The following is a 24,174-nucleotide window of genomic DNA, read 5'->3' on the forward strand; positions in this document are numbered from 1 at the left end:
CCCCCTAAGAACCGTACGTGCGCCTTTCAACGCATACGGCTCAAGTCTTTAGAAAGCCCCTTGCGGAGCCGGCTTGTTCACTGTCAATCCACGGCTATGGAGCTGCTGATGACATACTGGGTGCAATAGTACCCGGTTATCCAAGGTGTCTCCACCGCCCTGGGAGCGATGGATAATATGGTGGTCATGCCAACCACTGACCTTGGTGATCGGTTGTTTGCACAACGGGCAAAGACCACGTTGGCCTTGGAAGAGCCTGACGATTTGCTTCCGGTACTTCAGCTTCTTTAGCATCCGTTCCATCCGTAATTTTTCGCCCATTTCTTCCATGGAAGGATCGAAGGGATTGAACACCCCACTCACCTTCCTATGCCGCTCAATCGGTGTACTCGCTAACAGATACATAGGAGCTAGCGTTTTTGTCCCATCCTTCTTCAACACCGAGGTGGCGAATATCCAATTTCTCCCTTCATAAGCCCGAAAATAATTTCTTCTGACCCAATCCAACGATTTGTTGGGATGTCGCCGTTTCGCCCAATGCCATAGGGCAGAGAAAATCGTACTGTCCATCCGGCTGTACGCCTTCTTGGCAACCACTGGCTGGTGATACTGCGCCCAGCCTCTGAGCAACGGATTTAGCAGTCGGATCAGATCCGCCTGTGTCGCCGTTTTGTGGGTGCTGATGACCTCCTTGACCTTGCTATAGAACGCTTTCACGTTTTTCTTGCTCGGCTTGATCAGGAGCTTCCCATCGTACTTGCGGAAATTCCATCCAAGAAAGTCAAAGCCTTGATCAATGTGGACGACATGGGTTTTTTCAGGCGACAGCTGCAGCCCTCTTACAGCGAGAAACCGCTCAACCCAAGGTTTAATCTCGTTTTCCAGCACCTCTTTCGAGCCTCCTGTAATCACAAAATCGTCCGCATAACGCACCACATTGATCTTCAGCTTTTTGGCCTTTGTCACGCCCAGATGTTGCTTGAGCTGTGCCTCCAGTCCGTCCAGCACCATGTTTGCCAAGGTGGGCGAAATAATCCCGCCCTGTGGTGTACCGGCTTCCGTTGCCTGTAGCTGGCCTTTATGAATCACACCAGCTTTCAACCATTTCTGAAGCACCGCCTTGTCCATTGGAACGTTGGCAATGAGCCAGTCGTGGTTGATGTTGTCAAAGCAGCCCTTGATGTCCGCTTCCAAAACCCATTGGGCCGAGACCTTTTTGGATAGGCACACGAACAGCTGTCCCATCGCATCCGCCGTGCAACGTTCGATCCTAAAGCCGTAACTATTTGGATCACCGGTGGTTTCTGCGATAGGCGCCAGGGCAAGCAGATATAGCGCCTGCATTGCCCTGTCTGTCATGGTTGGGATGCCCAGAGGGCGTTCCTTTCCATTTGACTTCGGAATAAACACACGCCGTAAAGGCCGTGGCTTATATCCGTGCCGCTTCAACCCATTCGCCGCTTTCCATTTGGCATCGGGTGTATCCCAGAGCACGCGGTCGACTCCCGCCGTGCGCTTGCCCTGGTTTTCAGTAACTCGTCGTACGGCCAGGTACCTAGCCGAACGAGAGCGGGTCAACATTCGTTGCAAGGCTTTCACTCTGCGCCAATTGTTTTCCCGACAAGCCTTCGCAATCCGCACCTGCATCACCCGGACATTCCGCTGAACGCGACACCAGTCGATGTCGTGCCATTGCTGCGGAGCACCGGAAGGCGCAGGCACGGCCGTATGGCTGTGTACTAGCATGCTGCCTTCCTCTCAAATTGCCTGAGCTGAAGACGTACGCATCCCCTGACGGGAATGGACGCTCCCGTCAGAGCTGGATAAATGTGAAATCCAAACCTCGGATTTCTAAGATTGTTGAGACAGGTTCACTCAGAGTTCATGCGACGAAAGACCACGCAGAAGTCTGCCCGGTTTCCCGTGAGGTAATGTTCCAACCCCTATCCGGTCCATTACAGTCCGGCTTTCGCTTTCTCTGCGATCCCATACCCGCACAGCCAACAGTTCACCTTACGGATCCCCTGCCCTAAGGCAGCTGTACGGGCTTACCACGTTCCCCAACTGTCACACGATTGGTTTAGGGCCTACCTTTTCGCCGGTGACCTTGATGACGACGTACCCCCAGCCTCTACAGAGGTATCCGATCACTTTGCCTTTTGGCTCAAGCCTGGTAGCAGTTTCGGCTTGTTTATAATTACGACGTTTATCAGCAGTTCACATATGTTGCCCATGCCAACCAGCCTGGCGCCTCAACCCGGTACTGCTCCGAGCATCTCTGCATTGCCTCGCAGCAAGTGCAGACCCGTTTGGGGGCTACGTTGTTGGAAAAGCTTCACACCTCATCGTTGCCAATGACGCATGTTTTCCTAGGCTATCGTTGGTCGCACAACGAGTCCGCTGCTAACTTGGAGTCAAGCTAGATGGACAATGACAGGCAGAGCTTTCGCTCGAGTCTTCAGATAGATGGGAGCAAGAACTGACATCGCAGCATGCCCTGAGAAGTGTTTCCTCCTGTTTCAAAAGGAGGAGAAAACCCCTGCGGGAATTTTCTCCCGCGCGGGTTGGGTCCTAAAAGGACCGAGGATTTAGTGGGCACTCCAGAGCCAGGTGAACTGGTTCTGTGGTCGAACTTCCGAGCGCTGATCGACCTTGGGCTACCACCGCCGCAGCGGCAAGTCCTTGAAGGTAATGGACTTCTGGGCCGGTTTTGTTTCTCGAGACTGGGTACCCGAGCTTTTTGGTTTTCTTATGAAAACCCTTCAAGATGACCAATACACCTTGAAGCTGAAGACACGCTACGCGTGTCGCACAGAGGCGCTTATAGTAACGGCTTTTCGCCCGTCAGGCTGCCCAGACGTGCACCATGAATATGTTCGAGAGCCTTTCATGTCCTTATCCGCCCATGTTTCCAACGCCCCGGTAGCCCGCAAGGACCCCGGTGTCGACCCGTATGCCTGGCTGCAGGAACGCGACACCGACGCCGTACTCGACTACCTCAAGGCTGAAAATCGCTTCCAGGAAGACCAACTCGCCGACCAGGCCGAACTGCGCGAAACCCTGTTCCAGGAAATCAAGGGCCGGATCCTCGAGACCGATCTGTCCCTGCCCTCGCCCTGGGGTCCTTACCTGTACTACACCCGCACCACCGCCGGTGACGAATACCCGCGCCACTACCGCTGCCCGCGCCCGGCGGATGACAGCCTGACCGTGGACGAACACCACGAGCAGTTGCTGCTGGACCCGAACGCGCTGGCCAATGGCGGTTTCTTTTCCCTGGGTGCCTTCAGCATCAGCCCCGACCACCAGCGTCTGGCCTACAGCCTGGACACCACGGGCGAAGAGATCTACACGCTGTTCGTGAAAGAACTGTCCAACGACAAGGTCAGCGAACTGTCCTTCGAAAACTGCGACGGCAGCATGACGTGGGCCAACGACAGCCTGACGTTGTTTTTTGGCGAACTGGACGACACCCACCGTCCCCACAAGCTCTGGCGCTATCGCCTTGATGGCACCGCCGCCGAAGAAGTGTTCCATGAACCGGACGGACGTTTCTTCCTGCATTGCTACCGTTCGAGCTCCGAACGGCAGTTGATCCTGTCCCTGGGCAGCAAGACCACCAGCGAAGTCTGGGTACTGGATGCCGCCCAACCCCAGCTGCCCTTCACTTGCCTGGCACCCCGGGTGGAACATCATGAATACGACGTCGACCACGGCTTGCTCGACGGCCAATGGACCTGGCTGATCCGTACCAATCGCGACGGGATCAATTTCGCGCTGTACCAGGCCCCCGACACGGGCGTGGCGCCGACCGAGGCCGACTGGCGGAACCTGATCCCCCACAGCGACACGGTGATGATCGATGGCCTGAGCCTGAACGCCGGCGCCATGACGTTGAGCCTGCGGGAGGGTGGCCTGCCGATCATCGAGGTGCATCCACAGGATTTGCCGGCTTATCGCGTACAACTGCCGGACGCTGCCTACAGCCTGCATGTGCAGAACAGCCTGGAGTTCGCCAGCGAACGCATCCGCCTGCGCTATGAAGCCCTGAACCGCCCGGCGCAGATCCGCCAGTTGGACCTTGCCAGTGGCGAACAGGTGGTTCTCAAGCAAACCCCGGTGCTGGGTCCGTTCGACGCCGATGCCTACGTCAGTCAACGGCTTTGGGCTACCGCACCGGACGGCACCCAGGTGCCCATCAGCCTGGTGGTCAAACGCGAGGCCCTCGGTCAACCGGTGCCGCTGTATCTGTACGGCTACGGCGCCTATGGCGAAAGCCTCGACCCCTGGTTTTCCCACGCCCGGCTGAGTCTGCTCGACCGCGGCGTCGCCTTCGCCATTGCCCATGTGCGCGGCGGCGGCGAACTCGGAGAAGCCTGGTATCGCGCCGGCAAGCAGGAGCACAAGCACAACACTTTCAGCGACTTCATCGCGTGCGCCGAGCATCTGATCGGCAACGGGTTCACCACCGCCGATCAACTGGCGATCAGTGGCGGCAGCGCAGGCGGCCTGCTGATCGGCGCGGTGCTCAATCAACGCCCGGAGCTGTTCAAGGTCGCGATTGCCGAAGTACCGTTCGTCGATGTACTCAACACCATGCTCGACCCGGACCTGCCATTGACCGTCACCGAATACGACGAATGGGGCAATCCGCAGGAGCCAGATGTTTATGATCGGATCAGGGCCTACGCGCCATATGAAAACGTCCGCGCCCAGGCGTACCCGGCGCTGCTGGTCATCGCCGGGTACAACGACAGCCGCGTGCAGTATTGGGAAGCGGCCAAGTGGGTGGCTAAATTGCGCGCCACCAAGACCGATGACAACCCGTTGCTGCTCAAGACCGAATTGGGCGCCGGCCACGGTGGAATGAGCGGACGCTACCAGGGGTTGCGTGACGTAGCGCTCGAATATGCATTTGTGTTGAAGATTTTGGGCAAGGCTTGAGGAACTCTGGTTGAGGGCCGGGTCTTAGCTCCATGAGCAGGGCCCAGCCTTGGCACCATTCAGAACTGTGGGAGCGAGCCTGCTCGCGATAGCGGTCTACTTTTCAACGTTGAAGTCGACTGACACTGCGCTATCGCGAGCAGGCTCGCTCCCACGGGGATCATCCCACTCTTGCAAAGAACACAAAAAAGACCGTAAGCCATGCCAGAACCGACCTTACTGAACAACGAAATCCGCGACTGGCTGATGGACTGCGGCCTGTTCGATCAGTTTCTACCTGTGGACTTCGCCGCCGCGTCGGGCTATTTCAGCATCAGCGCCATCGCCCAGGGCGAAGCGATTTTTCGTGAGGGCGATGCCGGCAGCTTCATGTGCATCATCCACACCGGCCAAGTGGCCGTGCAGAAGACCGGTCCCGACGGGCAAGCGGTGACTATCGCCACCCTGCGCAGTGGCCGGGCATTTGGTGAAATGGCGGTACTGGATGGCGAACGGCGTTCGGCCAGTTGCATCGCCGCCAGTGATTGCCAGCTGCTGAACCTGGGCAAGGACTCCCTGGAAAAAATGCTCAACGACGCCCCCAAGGTCGCCGCAAAAATCATCCGCGCCCTCGCCGTCTCCCTGTCCAAGCGTCTGCGCATGGCTGATGGGCAGTTGCTGTCGCAGCAGGTCTAGCACTCTGTGGGAGCGAGCCTGCTCGCGATAGCGTCAGGTCAATCAACATGCAGGTGACTGACCCACCGCCATCGCGAGCAGGCTCGCTCCCACAGGGGGCCCCGTCATTCACACAGAACGGGGTCAGCCCCCTGGCGACTTGGCCTTGGGCGGCTTCACCTCCATCCCCGGTAGCGGTTGGTCCGGCGGCGGCCTGGGTATCTCGATCGGTGGCAGCAAGGGTGGCCCGTCATTGCCGGAACCAGCCTTGGGCACGCTGCTGGGTGCGACCGGTGGGTAGGGCATCGGTGTGGCGGTACCAGGCGCACCAGGGACGCTGGGTGGGCTTACCGGAATCGTCGGCTGCTGGGCCTGTGCACAACTTATTGAGAGCGCCGCCAGGGCAATGGCCGTTAGAATGATGCACTTCATCACTGGCTCCGTGGCTACTGTCACCTTCAGGCTAGACCCTACCGCACCGGTCCGCCCCTCCCTCATGAGATTTCCATGAAACGTTTCGTTCTGCTCGACACCACCCCCATCCCCGACAATGGCGGAGCCCTGTGCCTGTTCGAGTACGGCGAAGACTTCGTTATCAAGATCCAGGGCGGTGACGGCGGGCAGTTGATGAACACCCGCATGCACGGCTCCGAAGATGCCCTGGCGGAGATTCCCTGCCGCAAGGTCGCCGGCCGGCCGGGTTCGCGGGTGCTGATCGGCGGCCTCGGCATGGGATTCACCCTCGCCTCGGCCCTCAAGCACCTGGGCAAGAACGCCGAAGTGGTGGTGGCCGAGTTGGTGCCCGGCGTGGTGGAGTGGAATCATGGCCCCTTGGGCGAAAAGGCCGGGCGACCGCTGGAGGACCCGCGCACGGTGATCCGCCTGGAAGATGTGGCCAAGGTGCTGCAAGCCGAGCCCCAGGGTTTCGACGCGATCATGCTGGATGTCGACAACGGCCCCGAAGGCCTGACCCAGAAAGCCAACAGTTGGCTTTATTCGGCCGGCGGCCTCGCCGCCTGCGCTAAGGCTCTGCGGCCCAAGGGGGTGCTGGCGGTCTGGTCGGCCAGCGCTGACCGGCAGTTTTCCGACAAACTGAAAAAGGCCGGCTTCAAGGCGGAAGAGGTGCAGGTGTTCGCCCATGGCAACAAAGGCACCCGCCACACCATCTGGATTGCCGAGAAGCTCAAGGCCTGAGCTAAACTTCGTTCAACCGTCATCAGTCTTATCTACAAAGGTGAACCCATGAGTTCGTCAACGCCTCCTTCCAATACCGCGAAGCTGGACCGCATCCTCGCTGACGCCCAGCGCGACCGGGAAATGGGTTACCGCGACAAAGCCCTGAAAATGTACCCTCACGTCTGTGGCCGCTGCGCCCGTGAGTTCTCCGGCAAGCGCCTGAGCGAACTGACCGTTCACCACCGCGACCACAACCACGACAACAACCCCCAGGACGGTTCCAACTGGGAGCTGCTGTGCCTGTACTGCCATGACAACGAGCACTCGCGCTACACCGATCAGCAGTACTTTGGCGATGGCTCCCTGAGCACTCCGAAAATCGCCAAGGCGACGCACAACCCGTTTGCCGCGCTGGCTGGGTTGATGAAGAAAGACGAGTAACCGACAAGGTACCGAGCGCCTGTCAGGCCCTCATCGCGAGCAGGCTCGCTCCCACATTGGAATGCGGTTTCCTGTGGGAGCGAGCCTGCTCGCGATGGCGATGCAACCTTCACCGCCAATCTTGAAACTGACCACCCTCCCCCATTCCCCGTATAATCGCGCCTTTTCCCAAAGGCACCCCGCCCGTGGCCAACAAACGCTACAGCTGCATCGGTCTGTTCAACCCAAAATCACCGGAAAACGTCGGTTCGGTCATGCGCGCCGCCGGTTGCTACGGCGTGGCGTCGGTGTTCTATACCGGCAAGCGCTATGAACGGGCCGCCGATTTCGTCACCGACACCAAGAAAGTCCACTACGACATTCCGTTGATCGGCATCGACGACTTGAAGAAGATCCTGCCCCTGGGCTGTGTGCCGGTGGCCGTGGAGCTGGTGGAGGGTGCCCGCCCGCTCCCCGAATACACCCACCCGGACCGGGCGCTGTATATCTTCGGCCCCGAAGACGGCTCGCTGGACAAGGACATCCGCGACTGGTGCGAAGATGTGGTGTACATCCCCACCACCGGCTGCATGAACCTGGCAGCCACGGTCAACGTCGTGCTGTACGACCGCATGGCCAAAGGCAACAACACCCGCTCGGGACCGCAATTCCGCTGACCGGTGGGAAATTCCATGGAACGACGGATTCGCTCCGGCAGTCAGTTTTATACCCATTCCCACACTGGAGACAGACCATGAGCGATAACAATCCGTTCGAGCCGATCGAGAGCACGCCGTTCCAATCCCGCCCAGCACAAAACGTACATGGCTGGGAACGCGCGGGTTCCCTGGCTGGCGGCGTACTGATGATGGGCAAGGGCTTGCGTCGTGGCGGCATCATCGGTCTGGCTCAACTGGCCATCGGCGGCATGGCGCTGGCGCGGGGCATCACCGGGCATTGCTCGGCCAAGTCCCTGCTGGAAAAGAGCCGTCAGAACCTGAGCAACGCCCGCGCCCGGATCGAGCAGGCCGGCGATGAACTGAGCCGCATGAAGGCGAACGCCGAGGCGGCAACCGGCACGGCTACGGTGACCGGGAATGATTCGTTGGATTCACCGAAGGCCGGGCTTTGAGCTTGTAGCGCAGCTAAAGGCCAATCGCGGGCAAGCCTTGCTCCCACAGGAACCCCGGTGCCTGTGGGAGCAAAGCTTGCCCTGATGACAGTCAGATAAGGACCAGACGGTGCAAAACCTGTGGGAGCAAAGCTTGCCCTGATGCCAGTCAGGTAAGGATCAGACGGTGCAAAACCTGTGGGAGCAAAGCTTGCCCTGATGCCAGTCAGGTAAGGATCAGACGGTGCAAAACCTGTGGGAGCAAAGCTTGCCCTGATGCCAGTCAGGTAAGGATCAGACGGTGCAAAACCTGTGGGAGCAAAGCTTGCTCGCGATGGCGGTATTACTGGAGTAACCGGTTATCCAGCACCGTAGACGCACCACCCAGAATGCTCTCGCTGAGTTGCACGAATTCCCGGGTGTCGACCGTTTCCAGGCGCATCGCGGCCTGCAGCACATCATCGAGCGAACGTTTGTTACGGGTTTTCAAACGAATCTCTCGATCCAGCTCCTGCAGCAACAGCACCGCCTTGGCAATCATCGCCGGACTGACCTGCTCGCCGCGCAGGGTCGTCACGCCCTGGCTGTCGCGGACAAGGCGCTCGTTCAAGGTCTGGTAACGCTCGTCGCTCATGCCGCCGGCGCGGCGCAGCAGCTCGATGGCGTAGTACTCGGCCAGGCCTTCGCCGATCCAGTCACTGCGTTCACGGTCATGGACACGGGCGAGGGTCTGCACCAGTTCCCGTAGCAACGGGCTGGTGCCCCGCTCGCTGACCAGCGGCGAACGGCTGTGCAGGTAAATCGACTCACGGCCGGCCTGGGCACCACGCCACAACGGGTCCTGGGCTCCGATAATCAGCAGTTTCGTGGGGTGGCGCGGTATCAGCGCCTGCACCTGCGGCCAGACGAAAGTCAGCAGTGTCAGCACGTCCATCCGGCGCATGCCCTGGCCCTGAGGCGAGGCCACGGTGACTTCGGTTTCACCCAGGCGCGTTCGGCGGCTGCCCAGTTTGCCGGCGAGCATCCAGCCCGTGGGACGGTCGAACAGGCGCGCGGGGTTGTCGATGCGAAAGCGCTGCTTGCCGATGCGTGGCCAGGGCGTTTCGATGCTTTTCCAACCGGCGGGCAATTCAACGTCCAGGCGCGCCACCAGTTCGACGCCGTCCTGCTGGTCGAGCCGGGCCGACGGCACCAGGTCGTCGCCACGCAGCAAGGCCCAGGCGGGCGTCATGCGGGTTTCGAAGGTGCCATTCTTGCGCCCATGGCTGATGCGCACCCGGTAGGTCAGGCTGGCCTTGTCGGCGCTCGGGTGCCAGAGGCCTCGCGCGGCTTTACCCGGCGTCAGTTGCCATTGACCGTCCGCCTTGAAATCGCTGTAGCGGCTGCCGTCGCCAAGATCGAAATCCAGGCTGCGCACCGCCGAGCCACGGGCCAGGGTCAAGCGCACTTCGGCCTGATCGCTCTGGGGTAGCAGGTGCACGTGGTAATCCAGATCGACTTTCTGCGCCGCCCATAGCGGGCCGCACATCGCCAGCAGTCCGCCGGCCGCCAGCATCCGTTTCAGTCCTGCGCCCATGGGCTCTCCCCGGTGATGCAACGCCCGACGATTCAGCCGGCGCGAAAAATCAGATGATCTTCCCAATCGTCCTCGGGCACGCTGCCTTCGGCCAGCATGCGCCCGGATTGGGAAATGCGTTCGTGGTGCACGGCATCGCGGTCGCCACAGACCAGATGGTGCCACAGTGGCAGGTCCTTGCCCTCGCTGACCAGCCGGTAAGCGCAGGTCGGCGGCAACCATTTGAACTCATCGGCCTTGCCCGGCGTGAGCTGGATGCAATCGGGAACGGACTCGCGGCGTCGCGGATAATCGGTGCACTGGCAGGTTTTCAGGTCCAGCAGCTTGCAAGCGATGCGGGTGTAGTAAACGCTGTTGTCGTCTTCGTCTTCGAGCTTTTGCAGGCAGCACAAGCCACAGCCGTCGCACAACGATTCCCACTCCTGCGCATCGAGCTGATCGAGGGTCTTGCGTATCCAGAAAGGTTCGACTTTGGCGGCCATGGCTCGAGCATCAACATCAGGTGGTGAAAAGGCCGACAGTCTAGTGCCGGGGCCTCTTCAGGCCAAGCGTCGGCGACTGTCGGTAAGACAGCAATGCCACCGCCCGGTGGGAGCGAGCCTGCTCGCGATGACGGTGGTTCATCCAGTGTCAATGTTGACTGACACACCGCTATCGCGACCAGGCTCGCTCCCACAAGGCTGATTGGGGGTCAGTAGCCCCGGGTGAAATCCACTTCGCCGCGCAAGGCTTCGCCGGCCTGGTAGGCGCGCAGGTTCTCCAGGAACAGCTGGGTCATCAGCGGCGGCGATGTCGGTGCCGAGCTGTGACCGGTCAACAGCAAGCCCCAGGCCGTCCAGAATGGATGACGCTGTGGCAGCGGCTCCTGGCGGCAGACGTCGATCACTGCGCCGGCCAGGTGCCCGTCTTTCAAGGCTTGCACCAGGTCCGCATCCACCACGGCTACGCCGCGTCCGGCATTGATGAACAGTCCGGTGGGCTTGAATTGCTTGAACAGCGCCGCGTCGTACACGTCATGGGTATGGGGGGTGTTGGGCAGCAGGTTGATGACGTAATCCACTTCGCCGACCAGACGCGGCAGATCCTTCATCGCCCCAACCTCGACGAAAGGAGCCAGGTCCCGCGCTTCGCTGGCAATGCCATAGAGCTGCACACCAAACGGCACGAGGAACTGCGCCACCCGTTGACCGATATCACCCGTCCCGACGATCAGTGCCTTGCGCCCCGCCAGGCCCTGCCCCTGGCGGTTGTCCCACTTGCGCTCGACCTGGCTGACCAGGCGTGCCAGCACCTCGCGTTCATGACCAAGCATGTAGGTGAGCACGTACTCAGCCATCAACTGGCCGAAAATACCTACCGCACGGGTCAGCCGGTAGTCGCGTGTCAACCCCTCGGCCAACAGCGGCGTGATGCCCGCCCAGGTCGATTGCAACCACTGGGGGCGATGACCCTGGCGCAACAGGGTAGCCAGCAGATCGGGCTGGCCAAGCCAGACCTTGCACTCAGCGGCCAGTCGGGATAATTCGGCGGAGTCACCGCTGGTCAGCACTTCGATATCGGGCGCAGCCTGGCGCAACAGTTGGGCATATACCGCATGGTCGTGTTCGGCAATCAGAACGCGCATGAATCAAACCTTTCAAAAACAGTGCAGACGAACGCCGACAGAGTGTCGCTCCATCCATGCGGCGATCGTCAAAAAAAATTCCAATGTGTCTCAAGAAGTCCCAGGACGGGTACCTCAGTACCGCGTCAGACCGGGTCGTTGCGTCGCAGCAACTCTTCAGGCAAATGCTCGATATACTCTTCTTCGGCCGGCGGCATCTGCAGGTGATAACCCTGGGTGTCGAGGTTTTCCAGTACCTTGTTGATGTCCTCGCGGGACAACTGCCGCTCAGGGCTCAGGACCAGGTCGAAGGCATGGGTCGCCTTGCCAAAGGCCGCCATCAATGGCTCAGGCACACGCGCCAATGCGTCGCTCTTGAGCACATACAGGTACATCTCGTTTTTCTTCGAGCTGCGGTAAATGGAGCAAATACGTTTCAAGGCTGTTCTCCGGCAGTGGCCAGGCTGTCGAGCAACGCCTGGCCCATCAGTTCGCGACGCCAGCCACGCAGCGAATCAGGCAATTGATAAGGGCCCTCGGGGAAGCCGCTCTTGATCAGCGCTTCGAGGGTTTTCTTGCGTAGCATCAGTTCCGGGGCAATGCCCAGGCGTTCGGCCTCAGCCTGCCCCAGGGCCCGCAGACGCTTGACCAGTGCCGAGGCCTCGATGGGCAACGGCTCGGCTACGGCCGGCGGCCATTGCTCGGGCGGCACGCTGGCAGCGCGCTTGATCAGATCCAGCAGAAACTCGCCGTCCTGACGCACGGTACGCGGGTGCATGTCTTCGATTTTCGCCAACGCACCGAGGTTATCCGGCTGGGTCCGGGCCAGAGGCCACAGCGAATGCTCGCGAATGATGCGATTACGCGGCAAGTCACGGGCCCGAGCCTCCCGCTCGCGCCAGGCGCAGAGCTCACGCAGCACGGCCAGTTGCGCGCGGGACAGCTTCCAGGCCAGCTTGGCTTCGCGGTACACCTCATCGGGATCGACTTCGCGGCGCAGGTTGGCGACCAGCTCAGCGCCATCTTCCAGGACCCAGGCGTACTTCTCATCGGAAAGCTTGGGACGAAGTTGCACGAAAACTTCAGCCAGGTGCACCGCATCCTCTGCGGCATAGCTGATCTGCGTTTCGGACAACGGCCGCTGCAACCAGTCGGAGCGGGTCTCGCCCTTGGGCAACTCGATGCCCAGAACTTCCTGCACCAGCCGCGAGTAGCCCATGGAGAAACCCAGGTTCAGGTACGCGGCAGCCAATTGGGTATCGAACAGCGGCGCGGGCAGACTGCGGGTCAGGCGCAGCAGGACTTCAAGGTCTTCGCTGCAGGCGTGCAGCACCTTGAGCACGGCCGGGTTTTCCAGCAATGCCGCCAGGGGCTGCCAGTTATCGATGGTCAAGGGGTCGATCAGGTAGGCACGCTTGCCGTCGCCGATCTGCAGCAAACCGGCGATGGGGTAAAAGGTGTCGACCCGCATGAATTCGGTGTCGAGGGCGACGAAGGGCAACTGCTGCCATTCGGTGCAAAACCGACCGAGGCTATCGTTGTCGCGAATCCAGTGAATATCGATGGCCACACGGCTCTCCCTTGAAGAATGGCGCGCAGTATATATCGCCGTCAGCGATTGCGAGCATCCATAGAGCAAGAGCCTGAGAGAAATCGCCTGCGCATCGGCAAGAATAGTCCTACATTAGAAGCTAACTGGTCTTACGCAACACATAAACCCGCGTCAGCGCAAAACCGGGCAGGAAGTCTTGGTGCCACAGCACGTTGAAACCAGCCTGGAGGAACTCGGCCTCGACATCGGCCTTGTCTGCCAGGTTCCGTTGCGGTGGATGGCCAAGTTTGAAACGCCCATCGACTTGAACCGACACGATGACCGTGTCGCGACTGACCCGATGAAATTCGCGCAGCAGCGCCAGGCGATGCTCGCTGGCACTCACGTGGCGAAACAATTGCAGGCAACAAATGCAATCCACCGCGTTTTCCGACAGTCCGATGGTAAACGCCGAACTCGGAAAGGTCCTGACTCGCTTGAGCAACGCGCCACCATGATGGGTGAGCGCGTGTTCGAGCATATCCGGCGATGGGTCGGCTGCCAGGATCACCCGGTTGGCATGTTCGGCCAGCACCGGCCAAAACCGCCCTGCCCCACACGCCACGTCCAATACCAGCCCGGGCTCACCGGCCACTTTCAGGGCGTTGCGCACCATATGCTCATCACGCCAGAACGCCAGGCGCAGCCGTCGCGGCGCCGGCTGGCAGCAGACTTGCGCATGCTCCTGGTCGTGATGCCTGGCGAACTCGAGTTCGACGTTGGATGGGGATAGCCCGGACATACGAACGGCTCTTGGTAAATGGACAGATGACAGATTAAACGGCGCGGCGTGAAAAAAAAGTGTAGGCGATCACTCCCGCGCCAACACACCGTCAATCACTGCACCGCGACAACCAGCGAACAGATCCAGGTCCCGGTTATAAACTTTGCTGTTGACCTCCAGCAAGCCAAGCATCGAGTGAAACAGGTTGTCTTGGCTCAAGGGCTTTTCCCGACTCATCTGCAGGCAATGGGTGTCCACGGCGAAGGACTTCTGATAGCTGTCGGAAAACCAGGCGAGCATCGCCACATGCTTCTGCTGTTCCGGGGCAAGCATGTAGGGCGTGCCGTGGAGAAACAGGTTGTATTCGCCCAGGGACTCACCGTGGTCCGACAGGTACAGCATGGCCGTATCGACCTTGTCCTGGTTGGCCCGCAGTAAGTCGATCAGGGTCGAAAGCACATGGTCGGTGTACACCAGCGTATTGTCGTAGCCGTTGACGATGCTCTCGCGGCTGCAATTGTTCAGCGCGTTGCTTTCGCACACCGGCGTGAAGTGTTCGTACTCCTTGGGATAACGCTTGAAGTACTCAGGCCCGTGACTGCCCATCTGGTGCAGCACCAGCACCGTGTCCTTGTCCAGGGTGTCGATGAAATGCTGCAGCCCCTGGAGCAGGATCTCATCCCGGCACTCGCTGTTGGCGCACAGGGCCGGGTCCTTGAGATTGCTCACATCCTGCAGGGTAACCCGGTCGCACGTCCCCTTGCAGCCGGACTGGTTGTCCCGCCAGATCACCTCCAGGCCGGCGCGTTGGAGTACATCCAGTAGGCCCTCTTCATGCTTGGCCTTGCTGGCATCGTAGTTCTTGCGGCCCATGTTGGAAAACATGCAGGGCACCGACACGGCGGTTTCGGTACCGCAGGAATGCACGTCGGTGAAAGCGATCAGACCGGCCTCGTGATCCAACGTCGGCGTGGTGTCGCGGTTATAGCCGAGGATGCCGAAGTTCTCGGCACGAGCACTTTCCCCGACCACCAATACGGTCAGGGATTTGCGGGCGTGGGTCTGCCAGGCCAGATTGCGACTGGCATCCTCGCCCAGCTTGACGAACGGTTGCTTGGCCGACACGACTTGCTCACGCAGGTAGCCGACCGAAGCCCCAATGTAGTTGCTTGGCACGATCATCAGGCGCAATTCATGGTGGTTGCGAAACAGGGAAGACAGCCCCTGGTAATTCGCCAGGGCGACCACGCCAATCATCGCCGCCGACGCCACACCGACCATCAACTTGCTTAACAACTCTTTAGGCCAGCTACGGTACTTGATCGGTGTTTTGAATAGTAACCAGGAAGGTAAGACGCCAAGTAATCCAAGATAGGCAAATAACTTCAGCGACAATAGGTCACGGACTTCGGTGGCATTGGTTTCGGCAAAGTTGCGCAACATGCCGACGTCGATCAAGACACCGTATTGGGCCATGAAATACGCCACGCCGGCGCTGATCAGGAAGATCAACATCAGCACGGGTTTGAGCACCGGGCGAAATGCCACGAGCGTCAACACCAGGTTGAATGCGCAGAAAATCATCACGCCAAAGGCCGCGCACATCAGCAGGCCGCGACCGTCAGCCGTCGTGATCGTCAGCAAGTGCTGCCAGAGAATGACGTTGAAGCCGACTAATAAAAAGGCACTGGCAATCAGCGTCACCCACTCGGGGCGCACGGCTTTAATGGTCAGCATGATGGTGGGCGTTTTCCTGAAAGTTGCTCTTTGGAGAAGAAGGGCCGAAGAAAAGTGTGAAAAATTCGTTTCCTACGGCAGCACAAACTTTAGGTAGCCCACCATCAATTTTTCGTGAAAAAGTTGCTATTAAATTATTATTTAAGCGACAAACCTGACGCAGCCGTCAGGCTTGATTCAGGTACCAACGCCAGTCCTGCTCCCCCACCTCGCCCATGAACTGACGGTATTCGGCGCGTTTGACCGCCAGGTAGACACCAAGGAACTCGCCACCGAAAGCTTCTTGCGCCCAGGTCGAAGCCTCGAGCGCACGCAGGGCGGTAAGCCAGTCGGTGGGCAATAAACGGTTCGCTTGTGCGTAACCATTGCCTTCAACGGGCGCGGCGGGATCGCATTGTTCCCGTATGCCACGATGAATGCCGGCCAGTATCGCCGCGGCCGCGAGGTACGGGTTGGCGTCGGCGCCACAAATGCGATGCTCGATGTGCCGGGAAAAGGCCGGACCGCCTGGCACCCTCAGGCTCACGGTGCGGTTGTCCACCCCCCAGGTCGCCGTCAGGGGCGCGTAACTATTGCTCTGGAATCGCCGGTAGGAGTTGGCGTTCGGGCAGAACATCAGCAATGAATCGAGCAACGTGTCGAGCATTCCACCGATGGCCCAGCGCAACAGCGGTGTGCCATCGGCGGCCTCGCTGGCAAACAGATTATTGCCTTTGCTATCCGCCAGGCTGACGTGCATGTGCATGCCGGAACCCGCCAGATGGTCGAATGGCTTGGCCATGAAACACGCCACCATGCCATGTTTATGCGCCACGCCTTTGACCAGTCGCTTGTAGCGCACCGCTTCGTCCATGGCTTGCAATGCATCGGTGCGGTGTTCGAGGGTGATTTCCACTTGGCCCGGGGCGTATTCGGAAATCGCCGTGCGAGCCGGTATGCCCTGGAGTCTGCAGGCGGCATAAAGGTCCGCCAGGAACGGCTCGATCTGCTCCAGCTCGCGCAAACCGTAGACCTGGGTAGCGCGCGGCCGACCACCGTCGGCATCCCGCGCCGGTTGCGGCCGGCCCTGGCTGTCGCGTTGCGCGTCCAGCAGATAGAACTCCAGTTCCGCCGCCATCACCGGGTAATAGCCGTCGGCCTGTAAACCCTCGATCACCCGGCTGAGCAGATAACGCGGATCGGCGATGGCCGCCGGCAGGCCCTCCCGGGGATGCATAGCGACCTGCACGGCCGCAGTGGGAATCAACCGCCACGGCATGCGCTGCAAACTGCCGCTGATGGGGTAGGCCCGGCAGTCGATGTCACCGACCTCCCATACCAGCCCCGAGTTTTCCACGTCGTCGCCATTGAGGGTCAGTCCAAGGATCGTGCTCGGCAGCGGACGGCCGCTTTCATAAACAGCCAGCAGCTCATCACGATGCAACAACTTGCCCCTGGGCACGCCGTTGTTGTCGAGGATAAACAGTTCGAACAGTTCGATGTCCGGGTGCTGGGCCAGGAATGCCCGGGCTTGTTCAACGGGCGCGAAAGCAGGATTGGCAATGCTCATGAGAATGCTCGTATTTTCTTGTCGGACGGGCGTCAAGGCGCCGTCAGTCTGTGCCCGTCAGTGACGGTCACCGTGAGTTATCAACAGGAAATACGGACATCCGGAGGACGGGCATGGCGACAATGCCAGAGGGCCCAAAAAGCCAGCTCGGAGGGCAGCGCAGACAGTGATGGGGCAAGGACAAGCGTGAGTCGACCGACCGGACCGACCGCGGCAGATGCTGGGTAAAGGAGTGCTGCGGGCCGACCGTCCATAAGCGCATCACAGTAAACACACCCCGCGAGCGTCCCACGCCGACCCGCGTCGTTAAACCTGGATTTGCTGGAGCGTGGGTGCGAACGCGCTAAACAATCTTCCTGGTAGCGAAAGACGATCTGTTCGTCGTATTCCCTACATTATCTGTCCCGTTCCCGACAGCGAAACAGCCCCCACGGCATTCACTTGGGACCATCGTTCCGTTAGGATCACGGATCTTGTTTGCGCAAGATCCGCGCAAGGAGCACAGCGAGAAGCAACGGATGCTAAACAGTAACTCCCTCAGAAAGCTCGATATGCAGGACCTCATGGTGTTCAGCGCCGTGTACGAAAAAAGCAGCGTCAGCGGCGTGTCCGAGGCATTGTGTGTCAGCCAGTCAACGGTGAGTTACTGCCTGAAGAAACTGCGGACCTGCTTCAAGGACGAGCTGTTCATCAATACCCGCACCGGCATGCGCCCCACGTTCAAAGCCGAGGGCATGTACGATCATGTGCGCACCATCTTGCAGAGCATCAACCAGTGTCACGCCGGTGCCGGCTCACCCATGTCACGAACGGGCGATCGAAGCCTGCACCCGGCTGACGCCTGAGCCTCAGTTGTCGAGGATAGCCTTCGCGTAGCAGCCGCGATCCATATCGACGGTCTCCACGCTGAACTGCACGCTGAGACCAGCCGGCCAAGGGCCCAACTCCTGGATCACGGTCAACAGGCTTTCCCCCAGTTGCTTCTTGATTTCCGGCGAACGACCGCTCAACAACGCCAACTGCACGTGCACGAAACCACGCTCGCCCAAACCGGTGCCCACCCGGAAGTGTTCGACCTTCACGGCCCGGCTCTTGATGTCCGTCTCCGCGAACTGACCGGACGCCACCAGCGCGTTATTCAAGCGCAGCAAGGCGACGTCAGCGTTCAGCTCGGGCAGGTTGGCGGTGTACTCGAGATGCAGGTGGGGCATGTGTTCGACTCCGATTCGAAATGTGACGACGTGAATTCAGCCGACGCAACCATACGCCTACTTGGCTTCCAAGCACAGAATCCTGTGGAGCAGAGCTTTTTGGTTAAACCAGATTCCAGGGATAAACACAGAACTTTGTGGCGAGGGGATTTATCGAAACGTCGCACCGCCCCGCTGGGCTGCGAAGCAGACCCAAAAATCCAACTGTCGCTGCGGTGTGTCAGGTCCGACGCAGAGGGCCGCTTCGCGCCCCAGCGGGGCGGTGCGACGTTTCGCTAAATCCCCTCGCCACAGGAAAGTGCTGTTAGCCAACTGGTATAGGGGCCCCGCGTTCACTCATGAACGCCTCCAGCCGGGACCGCAACCAGCGTTCCGCCGGGTCAGTGTCGACATGGCTCAGCCAGACCATGGACAGGTCCAGGGTCGGAGTCTTGAACGGAAAGGGTTCGCTGAACAACTGGCCCGAAGCAGCCATGGCGACGGCGGTATAGTCCGGCAGGCTGGCGATCATATCGGTGCCGGCCAGCAACGCCGGCAACGCGCTGTACTGCGGCACGGACAACACCACCTGACGCTTGCGACCGATCTCGGCCAGCCACTCGTCAGCGAATCCGGCCACGTTCGCGGTATGGGACACCAACACGTGGGGCCGCGAACAATAGTCGTCCAGCGTCAGCGGTGTCTGCGAGGCATCAGCCCGCAACACGCAAGGCTGGATGTGTCGCAACAGTTTACGCTTGGCATTGGCCGGCAACCCGCGGGTCTGACTGATCCCCACGGTGATGTCGCCGGACGCCAGCAAATCGGGAATCCGCCAGTAATCGACGTGCTGCACCACGAACACCACTTGTGGCGCTTCCTGGCGCAGGCTGCGCAACAGCGGTGGCAACAGGCCGAACTCGACATCGTCCGACAGGCCGATACGAAACGTCATGGTGCTGCTGGCCGGGTCAAAGTCATGGGTCAGACTCAAGGCCGCCGACAGCGAGTCCAATGCCGGCGACAAGTGCTGGATGATCTCCTCCGCCCGCGCCGTGGGTTCCATGCGATGGCCGACGCGGATGAACAGCGGATCGTTGAACCGCGCGCGCAATCGGTTGAGGGCCGAACTGATAGCGGGTTGGCCCAGGAACAGTTTTTCCGCCGCCCGTGTCACATTGCGCTCAAGCATCAGCGTTTCGAAAACCACCATCAGGTTGATGTCAGCCTTGCGCAATTCGTTGCGGTTCATCCTTTGCTCCCGGTTCGAGTCAGTTCGAGCGAACGCTGTCATTATCGGCAATATCTCATAACCATTGGAAACGTATTTCCGATAGCGAAAACTTTCAGCTTGGCTAGGCTTTCGACGACATGTTCAAAAACATGTCTTGAATGAGTCAATCGCAGGGAGCGAACCGATGTACTTTGAAATCTACAGACAGACCCGAGGCACCCAGAGCAGCGGAAAAGGCCAATGGCGCTGGCGCTTGCGCGCAGGTAACCACGAAACGATCGCCAGCGGCGAATCCTATGTGAACAAGGCGGACTGCCTGCACGTCATCGGGTTGATCAAGAACGTCCAGGGCGAGACGCCAGTGAAGGAAATCTGACACAGCGTCACACCATAACGCCCATCAGCTGCTCCGCCAGGCCTGCCTGTCGAGCAGCTTGTTGCGGCCTCATCCAAGTACAACAGCGAGCATTGCGCGATGGCTACCCATGATTCCCCTGTCAACTTTGCCCAGAAATACGCCCTGTTCCAGGATCAGTGGGCCCCTAAGGTCGTGGCTGAAATGAACGACTACCAGTTCAAGGTCGCCCGGCTCGAAGGCGATTTCGTCTGGCATTCCCACGCCGACACCGATGAAACCTTCATCGTGCTGGAAGGCGAGCTTCGTATCGATTTTCGCGACGGTGCGGTGACCATCGGCCCTGGCGAGATGTACGTCGTCAAGAAAGGCATCGAACACAAGCCCTGGGCCGCACAGGAAGTGAAAGTGCTGTTGATCGAACCGCGTGGGGTCATCAACACGGGGGAAACCCATGAGCGAACGGCGGACAACGATGTCTGGATCTGAGATCGATCTCCGCACGCTCATCGGAGGGCGAATCAACCTTTCGGTGCGTGCTCCGTAGGGGACGTTGCTTGGGTATCCCGATCTCCCGCCCACACGGTCGGTCGTCGGCCGCGCCAGGGCATCGCACGTTCCAGCTGTGCGGCCAGTTGCAGCAGCAGGTCTTCACGACCGTAACCCGTTCCGAATTGCAGCCCGATAGGCAGGCCGCTCCGCGTGTCATGGACCAGGGGCACGGACATGGCCGGACAACCGCTGACGTTGAATACCGCGGTGAACGGCGAGTAGTTGAATACCCGGGCCATCCACTCGCGCCCGCTGAGTAACTCCTGTCCGGCGTTGTACTCCCCGATCAACGGGGCGACGTCTGGCAGCGTGGGCGTCAGCAACACGTCGTACTCGGTGAGCACCTGCCCCATGTGCCGGGTCACCAGATTCCTATTGTGCATCGCACCCAGCAACTGCATGGCGCTCAAGTCTTGGCCCATGCGGTACAAGGCCAGGGTAGCCGGCTCCAGGGTGCTGGCATCGATCGGGCGTCCGGTCGCGCTTGCGAGGGCGTCGATCCAGGCTGCGGTATTGCTGGACCAGAAGCAGGCATTGAGGTCGACGAATGCTTCCCAGCTCAGTCCGATGTCCGCAGGTACGGGAATGACCCGATGTCCGAGGGTTTCAAGCAACTTGCACACCCGGTCGAGGGCTTCATCCACTGCGGGTGCGTTCAACTGGCCGTTCAAGGCCCGATGCTGCACGGCAATGCGCAGGGGGCCGGGGTCGCGATTCAACAAGGCGGCATAGGGTCCGGCAGGGGGCGCTACGTGGAACGGGTCGCCCACGGCGGGACCGTGCAGACAGTCCAGCAAGGCCGCGGTGTCCCGCACCGTCCGGCTCAACACACCGTGCACCGCCAACCCGGACCACACTTCGTCAACATAGGGGCCCATGGGCAGACGGCCACGACCTGGCTTGAGACCGAACAGGCCAGTGGACGCGGCGGGCACGCGAATGGAGCCGCCGCCATCGGTGGCATGGGCGACGGGAACCGCTCCAGCCGCCACCGCAGCGGCCGAGCCGCCACTTGAACCACCCGCGCTGCGCGCCAGATCCCAGGGATTACGAGTCGGTCCATCTACACGATTCTCGGTGGTGGTACTGGCAGCGAGTTCCGGCGTGGTGGTGCGCCCCAGGGGCAACAGGCCTGCCCGACGCAACCGCAGCATCAATTCGGAATCCTCAGGGGCAACGCACCCCGCAGCCAGACGGCTGCCCAATTCATTACGACGATTGCGCACGGTCAACCCCAGGTCCTTGACTAGCAAGGGCACGCCAAAAAAAGGCCCCGACTGAGGTTCTGGCTCATCCTCCCAAACCTCGATGACCGCGTTGATACGGGGATTGACGGCATCGATGGCCGCTAACGCGGCGCTGCGCACCTGCTCCTGGCTGACCTGGCGATCCCTGATCAACTGCGCCAGACCTACAGCGTCCTGTTCGACGTATTCAAAGCGATTCATATGACCTCCTACCCAGACATATACCACATAGTATCGAGCGATACTGTTTGGTATCATGCAATACCGTGTAGTATTCATGTCAAGCGAAAATCTCAATCCTCGGAGAACACGTTGAAGCTCATTCACCCCGAACGCATCGCGCAATTGCCGCCGCGTGAACGCATCATTGATGCCGCGCATGCGCTGTTTGTCGAACAAGGCATTACCCGGGTGACCGTGGATGCCATCGCCGCCCTCGCCGGCTCGACCAAAATGACCCTGTACAGGCATTTCGAAACCAAGGATGTGCTGGTGCTGGAATGGCTGCGTCTGCTCACCGCCCAGTACAGCCGGGTGCTCGATGACCTCGCGACGCAATGGCCAGGCCAGCCGATCCAGCAACTGCTGGGTTTCAGCCAATTTATCGCGCAGGATCTGGCTCGCGCCGGCTACCGCGGCTGCTCCTTCACCAATTGCCTGGCCGAACTGGCCGACCCCCAGCATCCGGCGCGGCAACTGATCGAGGCGCACAAGCAACGTCAGTACCAGCGGCTGGTCGCTCTGTGCCAGGAGGCGAAGTTGCCCGACGCCCAAGCCATCGCCTGCGAGCTGACATTCCTGCTTGAAGGGGCCCAGGTTGTCGCCCAGAACAAGGGGGTGAGCAACGTGGCGGAACACCTGTTGCAGATGGTCGAAAAACGCCTTGGGATTGGGGCGCCGGACAGTCAGTCGTACTCGGCTTCCTGATGTTCGCCCAACAGGCGCCGCTGACGAGGTGACGCGGCCGCCAGCACGGCCGGGTTGAATTGCCAGTGCAGGTAAGGCGAAAACTTCTGCGCCACCATGCGTCGGCCATAGTGCACTTGCAGCAGGTAACGCGTGCGGTCGGCAGTCCGGTTGTCGCTGCCTGCATGCCATAACTCGCTGCGCAGCACCAGCACATCGCCAGCCCGACACAACATCGGCTGCGCGGCATGCCCCAACCACTGGCTTTCACCCGCCACAGGCGCCCGCCCCGCCCGGTGGCTGCCGGGAATCACCCGGGTTGGGCTCAAGTCGGCATCGATGTCATCGAGATAGAACTGCGCGGTACAGATCTGCATGGGCAACTCGAAGGCGGGGTCGGCCAAGAGACTCGCTGGCAGGGCCATCGGCAGGTAATCCAGGTGCAGCGGCGCCCCGATAAAACCGGGATGACACCGCCAGGCCGTCTGGCCGATGACATGACAATCATCCCCCAAGGCCGCCTCGGCCAGTTCGATCACCCCGTCCACCTCCAGAAATGGCAGCCAGAACGGGTCGCGGTTGAAAACGCATTTGTAATGATCGATGACACCGCTGTAATCCCAGTGCTGGGGTCTGAGCTGGTCGATTGCCTGGCGCAGTGCCCCGACTTGCGCAGCATTCAATACTGCCGGCAGCAGCACGAAACCGTCCTGATGCAGGGCCCGCAGGCGGTCGCGGGTGAGCGCCGCCTGGGACTTGCGGGTAGACACGGCCGTGCCCGACTCAGGTGCGGAAGCGGCCGGTGAGTTCCGCCAGGCTCTTCGACAGATTGGATAGCTGCCGGCTGGCCTGCATGCTCTGGGCGGAGTTCTCTGCCGCTTCGTTGGACAGGTCGCGGATGTCGGAGATGTTGCGGGCAATCTCCTCGGTGACGCTGCTCTGCTCTTCACAGGCGTTGGCAATCTGCGCGGCCATGTCGTTGATCCGCTGTATCGAGCCACTGGTGCCGCTGAGCACCTGATCGACGCCCGCGGCGCGCTCGACGCTGTCGCGAGCCTTGTCGCTGCCGGCCTGCATGGCTTGCACGGCCTTCGCCACGCCGCTCTGCAACCGCTCGATACGCACCTGGATGTCCTTGGTCGAGTCCTGGGTACGTGCCGCCAGGGCCCTGACTTCGTCGGCTACGACGGCAAAACCGCGGCCCTGCTCGCCAGCCCGCGCGGCCTCAATGGCAGCGTTCAGTGCCAGCAGGTTGGTCTGTTCGGCAATGCCTCGAATCACCTCGAGGACGGCACCGATGCTGGACGTTTCCTGGGCCAATGCGCCGATGGTGCCCGAGGCGCTCTCCACTTCCTGGGCCAGTTGGCGGATCGAATCCACGGTGCTGCTGACCACCTCGGCGCCGTCGCGGGACTGGCTGCTGGCTTGTTTGGCGGCGTCCGAGGCATTCACGGCGCTGTGCGCCACCTCATGCACGGCCGCGCTCATCTGGGTGGCGGCGGTACTGACCTGATCGAGCGCTGCATGTTCGCTGCTGATCAGTTGATCATTGGTCGCGGCCATACTGGCCATGGTGCGGGCCGCAGCATCGACCTCCCCGGTCAC

General features: G+C 60.5%; 24 protein-coding genes and 1 pseudogene. 10 read left to right on the forward strand and 15 right to left on the reverse strand.

Annotated elements, in window-relative coordinates; translation table 11 throughout:
* Positions 1–48: 48 nt before the first annotated feature.
* The gene (gene ltrA, locus FGE05_RS26495) at positions 49–1,746 is read right to left on the reverse strand and encodes a group II intron reverse transcriptase/maturase (RefSeq protein WP_139649610.1); all 1,698 of its coding nucleotides are present in this window, start codon (positions 1,744–1,746) and stop codon (positions 49–51) included.
* A 1,143-nt stretch (positions 1,747–2,889) separates the two neighbouring features.
* On the opposite strand from ltrA, the gene FGE05_RS26500 reads away from it, so the two are divergent.
* Complete coding sequence (locus FGE05_RS26500) at positions 2,890–4,944, forward strand: S9 family peptidase (protein ID WP_139649611.1); 2,055 nt, start codon at positions 2,890–2,892, stop codon at positions 4,942–4,944.
* Between the two features lie 201 nt (positions 4,945–5,145).
* Complete coding sequence (locus FGE05_RS26505) at positions 5,146–5,619, forward strand: cyclic nucleotide-binding domain-containing protein (protein ID WP_041020195.1); 474 nt, start codon at positions 5,146–5,148, stop codon at positions 5,617–5,619.
* A gap of 123 nt (positions 5,620–5,742) precedes the next feature.
* Here the strand turns inward: FGE05_RS26505 and FGE05_RS26510 are convergent, their stop codons facing one another.
* Entirely contained in the window at positions 5,743–6,030 is a 288-nt protein-coding gene (locus tag FGE05_RS26510) for a hypothetical protein (protein ID WP_139649613.1), read from the reverse strand.
* Positions 6,031–6,105: 75 nt separating this feature from the next.
* Here FGE05_RS26510 and FGE05_RS26515 point away from each other — a divergent pair, with 75 nt between their 5' ends.
* The 4 genes from FGE05_RS26515 to FGE05_RS26530 all read left to right on the forward strand — a co-directional run bounded on the left by FGE05_RS26515 (position 6,106) and on the right by FGE05_RS26530 (position 8,326).
* Entirely contained in the window at positions 6,106–6,792 is a 687-nt protein-coding gene (locus tag FGE05_RS26515) for a spermidine synthase (RefSeq protein ID WP_139649615.1), read from the forward strand.
* Between the two features lie 48 nt (positions 6,793–6,840).
* Positions 6,841–7,215, forward strand: a complete 375-nt coding sequence (locus tag FGE05_RS26520) for a YajD family HNH nuclease (RefSeq protein WP_003184246.1) — start codon at positions 6,841–6,843, stop codon at positions 7,213–7,215.
* A gap of 185 nt (positions 7,216–7,400) precedes the next feature.
* Positions 7,401–7,871 (forward strand): RNA methyltransferase, encoded by a 471-nt coding sequence (locus FGE05_RS26525; protein ID WP_003198862.1) that lies wholly within the window; start codon positions 7,401–7,403, stop codon positions 7,869–7,871.
* A gap of 77 nt (positions 7,872–7,948) precedes the next feature.
* Complete coding sequence (locus FGE05_RS26530; RefSeq protein WP_139649617.1) at positions 7,949–8,326, forward strand: DUF2892 domain-containing protein; 378 nt, start codon at positions 7,949–7,951, stop codon at positions 8,324–8,326.
* Positions 8,327–8,648: 322 nt separating this feature from the next.
* On the opposite strand, the gene FGE05_RS26535 is transcribed toward FGE05_RS26530, so the two are convergent.
* The 8 genes from FGE05_RS26535 to FGE05_RS26570 all read right to left on the reverse strand — a co-directional run bounded on the left by FGE05_RS26535 (position 8,649) and on the right by FGE05_RS26570 (position 17,085).
* Complete coding sequence (locus FGE05_RS26535; RefSeq protein ID WP_139649619.1) at positions 8,649–9,881, reverse strand: hypothetical protein; 1,233 nt, start codon at positions 9,879–9,881, stop codon at positions 8,649–8,651.
* Positions 9,882–9,913: 32 nt separating this feature from the next.
* Positions 9,914–10,363, reverse strand: a complete 450-nt coding sequence (locus FGE05_RS26540) for a YcgN family cysteine cluster protein (protein ID WP_024780408.1) — start codon at positions 10,361–10,363, stop codon at positions 9,914–9,916.
* Positions 10,364–10,572: 209 nt separating this feature from the next.
* The gene (locus FGE05_RS26545) at positions 10,573–11,505 is read right to left on the reverse strand and encodes a D-2-hydroxyacid dehydrogenase (protein WP_139649620.1); all 933 of its coding nucleotides are present in this window, start codon (positions 11,503–11,505) and stop codon (positions 10,573–10,575) included.
* Positions 11,506–11,630: 125 nt separating this feature from the next.
* Positions 11,631–11,924, reverse strand: a complete 294-nt coding sequence (locus FGE05_RS26550; protein WP_024780406.1) for a YcgL domain-containing protein — start codon at positions 11,922–11,924, stop codon at positions 11,631–11,633.
* A complete protein-coding gene (gene rnd, locus FGE05_RS26555) occupies positions 11,921–13,054 on the reverse strand; it encodes a ribonuclease D (protein ID WP_139649622.1) in 1,134 nt (377 codons plus the stop codon). The genes FGE05_RS26550 and rnd overlap by 4 nt, the downstream gene beginning before the upstream one ends.
* 121 nt (positions 13,055–13,175) lie before the next feature.
* Positions 13,176–13,817, reverse strand: coding sequence for a class I SAM-dependent methyltransferase (locus FGE05_RS26560; RefSeq protein WP_139649625.1), 642 nt, complete (start codon positions 13,815–13,817; stop codon positions 13,176–13,178).
* Between the two features lie 69 nt (positions 13,818–13,886).
* The gene (locus FGE05_RS26565) at positions 13,887–15,536 is read right to left on the reverse strand and encodes a phosphoethanolamine transferase (RefSeq protein WP_139649627.1); all 1,650 of its coding nucleotides are present in this window, start codon (positions 15,534–15,536) and stop codon (positions 13,887–13,889) included.
* Positions 15,537–15,702: 166 nt separating this feature from the next.
* Positions 15,703–17,085: a glutamine synthetase family protein gene (locus FGE05_RS26570; protein WP_139649629.1), complete on the reverse strand. Its 1,383-nt coding sequence runs from the start codon at positions 17,083–17,085 to the stop codon at positions 15,703–15,705.
* A gap of 518 nt (positions 17,086–17,603) precedes the next feature.
* On the opposite strand from FGE05_RS26570, the pseudogene FGE05_RS26575 reads away from it, so the two are divergent.
* Positions 17,604–17,876, forward strand: a pseudogene (locus FGE05_RS26575) (LysR family transcriptional regulator); the annotation flags it as partial.
* Between the two features lie 57 nt (positions 17,877–17,933).
* On the opposite strand, the gene FGE05_RS26580 reads toward FGE05_RS26575, so the two are convergent.
* Positions 17,934–18,296, reverse strand: coding sequence for a 5-carboxymethyl-2-hydroxymuconate Delta-isomerase (locus FGE05_RS26580; RefSeq protein WP_139649631.1), 363 nt, complete (start codon positions 18,294–18,296; stop codon positions 17,934–17,936).
* A 304-nt stretch (positions 18,297–18,600) separates the two neighbouring features.
* Positions 18,601–19,527 carry a LysR family transcriptional regulator gene (locus tag FGE05_RS26585; protein WP_139649633.1) on the reverse strand — a complete coding sequence of 309 codons (927 nt, stop codon included), beginning with the start codon at positions 19,525–19,527 and terminating at the stop codon, positions 18,601–18,603.
* Positions 19,528–19,693: 166 nt separating this feature from the next.
* Between FGE05_RS26585 and FGE05_RS26590 the strand changes: the two genes are divergently transcribed.
* Both FGE05_RS26590 and FGE05_RS26595 read left to right on the forward strand, forming a co-directional pair.
* Positions 19,694–19,885: a DUF1508 domain-containing protein gene (locus FGE05_RS26590; protein ID WP_041023896.1), complete on the forward strand. Its 192-nt coding sequence runs from the start codon at positions 19,694–19,696 to the stop codon at positions 19,883–19,885.
* A gap of 99 nt (positions 19,886–19,984) precedes the next feature.
* Entirely contained in the window at positions 19,985–20,353 is a 369-nt protein-coding gene (locus FGE05_RS26595) for a cupin domain-containing protein (RefSeq protein ID WP_041023897.1), read from the forward strand.
* Between the two features lie 32 nt (positions 20,354–20,385).
* Here the strand turns inward: FGE05_RS26595 and FGE05_RS26600 are convergent, their stop codons facing one another.
* Entirely contained in the window at positions 20,386–21,864 is a 1,479-nt protein-coding gene (locus FGE05_RS26600; RefSeq protein ID WP_139649635.1) for an amidase, read from the reverse strand.
* A gap of 120 nt (positions 21,865–21,984) precedes the next feature.
* Between FGE05_RS26600 and FGE05_RS26605 the strand changes: the two genes are divergently transcribed.
* A complete protein-coding gene (locus FGE05_RS26605) occupies positions 21,985–22,590 on the forward strand; it encodes a TetR/AcrR family transcriptional regulator (RefSeq protein WP_175386743.1) in 606 nt (201 codons plus the stop codon).
* Here the strand turns inward: FGE05_RS26605 and FGE05_RS26610 are convergent.
* Together FGE05_RS26610 and FGE05_RS30520 are read right to left on the reverse strand one after the other, a co-directional pair.
* On the reverse strand, positions 22,569–23,339 hold the full coding sequence (locus FGE05_RS26610; RefSeq protein WP_139649639.1) for a phytanoyl-CoA dioxygenase family protein: 771 nt from the start codon (positions 23,337–23,339) through the stop codon (positions 22,569–22,571). The two genes, FGE05_RS26605 and FGE05_RS26610, sit on opposite strands and share 22 nt — an antisense overlap.
* A 13-nt stretch (positions 23,340–23,352) precedes the next feature.
* The gene (locus FGE05_RS30520) at positions 23,353–24,141 is read right to left on the reverse strand and encodes a methyl-accepting chemotaxis protein (RefSeq protein ID WP_373682524.1); all 789 of its coding nucleotides are present in this window, start codon (positions 24,139–24,141) and stop codon (positions 23,353–23,355) included.
* Positions 24,142–24,174: the final 33 nt, after the last annotated feature.

Origin of the sequence: Pseudomonas sp. ICMP22404, assembly GCF_006227205.1 — a bacterium.
Lineage (GTDB): Bacteria > Pseudomonadota > Gammaproteobacteria > Pseudomonadales > Pseudomonadaceae > Aquipseudomonas.

Excerpts from the sequence above, each read along its gene's own strand:
- FGE05_RS26595 (WP_041023897.1), top strand. The coding sequence starts at position 19,985 with ATGGCTACCCATGATTCCCCTGTCAACTTTGCCCAGAAATACGCCCTG.
- FGE05_RS26515 (WP_139649615.1), top strand. The coding sequence starts at position 6,106 with ATGAAACGTTTCGTTCTGCTCGACACCACCCCCATCCCCGACAATGGC.
- FGE05_RS30520 (WP_373682524.1), bottom strand. The coding sequence starts at position 24,141 with ATGGCCAGTATGGCCGCGACCAATGATCAACTGATCAGCAGCGAACAT.
- FGE05_RS26570 (WP_139649629.1), bottom strand. The coding sequence starts at position 17,085 with ATGAGCATTGCCAATCCTGCTTTCGCGCCCGTTGAACAAGCCCGGGCA.
- FGE05_RS26540 (WP_024780408.1), bottom strand. The coding sequence starts at position 10,363 with ATGGCCGCCAAAGTCGAACCTTTCTGGATACGCAAGACCCTCGATCAG.
- FGE05_RS26600 (WP_139649635.1), bottom strand. The coding sequence starts at position 21,864 with ATGAATCGCTTTGAATACGTCGAACAGGACGCTGTAGGTCTGGCGCAG.
- ltrA (WP_139649610.1), bottom strand. The coding sequence starts at position 1,746 with ATGCTAGTACACAGCCATACGGCCGTGCCTGCGCCTTCCGGTGCTCCG.
- FGE05_RS26535 (WP_139649619.1), bottom strand. The coding sequence starts at position 9,881 with ATGGGCGCAGGACTGAAACGGATGCTGGCGGCCGGCGGACTGCTGGCG.
- FGE05_RS26505 (WP_041020195.1), top strand. The coding sequence starts at position 5,146 with ATGCCAGAACCGACCTTACTGAACAACGAAATCCGCGACTGGCTGATG.
- FGE05_RS26520 (WP_003184246.1), top strand. The coding sequence starts at position 6,841 with ATGAGTTCGTCAACGCCTCCTTCCAATACCGCGAAGCTGGACCGCATC.
- FGE05_RS26545 (WP_139649620.1), bottom strand. The coding sequence starts at position 11,505 with ATGCGCGTTCTGATTGCCGAACACGACCATGCGGTATATGCCCAACTG.
- FGE05_RS26565 (WP_139649627.1), bottom strand. The coding sequence starts at position 15,536 with ATGCTGACCATTAAAGCCGTGCGCCCCGAGTGGGTGACGCTGATTGCC.
- FGE05_RS26510 (WP_139649613.1), bottom strand. The coding sequence starts at position 6,030 with ATGAAGTGCATCATTCTAACGGCCATTGCCCTGGCGGCGCTCTCAATA.
- FGE05_RS26560 (WP_139649625.1), bottom strand. The coding sequence starts at position 13,817 with ATGTCCGGGCTATCCCCATCCAACGTCGAACTCGAGTTCGCCAGGCAT.
- FGE05_RS26590 (WP_041023896.1), top strand. The coding sequence starts at position 19,694 with ATGTACTTTGAAATCTACAGACAGACCCGAGGCACCCAGAGCAGCGGA.
- FGE05_RS26500 (WP_139649611.1), top strand. The coding sequence starts at position 2,890 with ATGTCCTTATCCGCCCATGTTTCCAACGCCCCGGTAGCCCGCAAGGAC.
- FGE05_RS26580 (WP_139649631.1), bottom strand. The coding sequence starts at position 18,296 with ATGCCCCACCTGCATCTCGAGTACACCGCCAACCTGCCCGAGCTGAAC.
- FGE05_RS26585 (WP_139649633.1), bottom strand. The coding sequence starts at position 19,527 with ATGAACCGCAACGAATTGCGCAAGGCTGACATCAACCTGATGGTGGTT.
- FGE05_RS26530 (WP_139649617.1), top strand. The coding sequence starts at position 7,949 with ATGAGCGATAACAATCCGTTCGAGCCGATCGAGAGCACGCCGTTCCAA.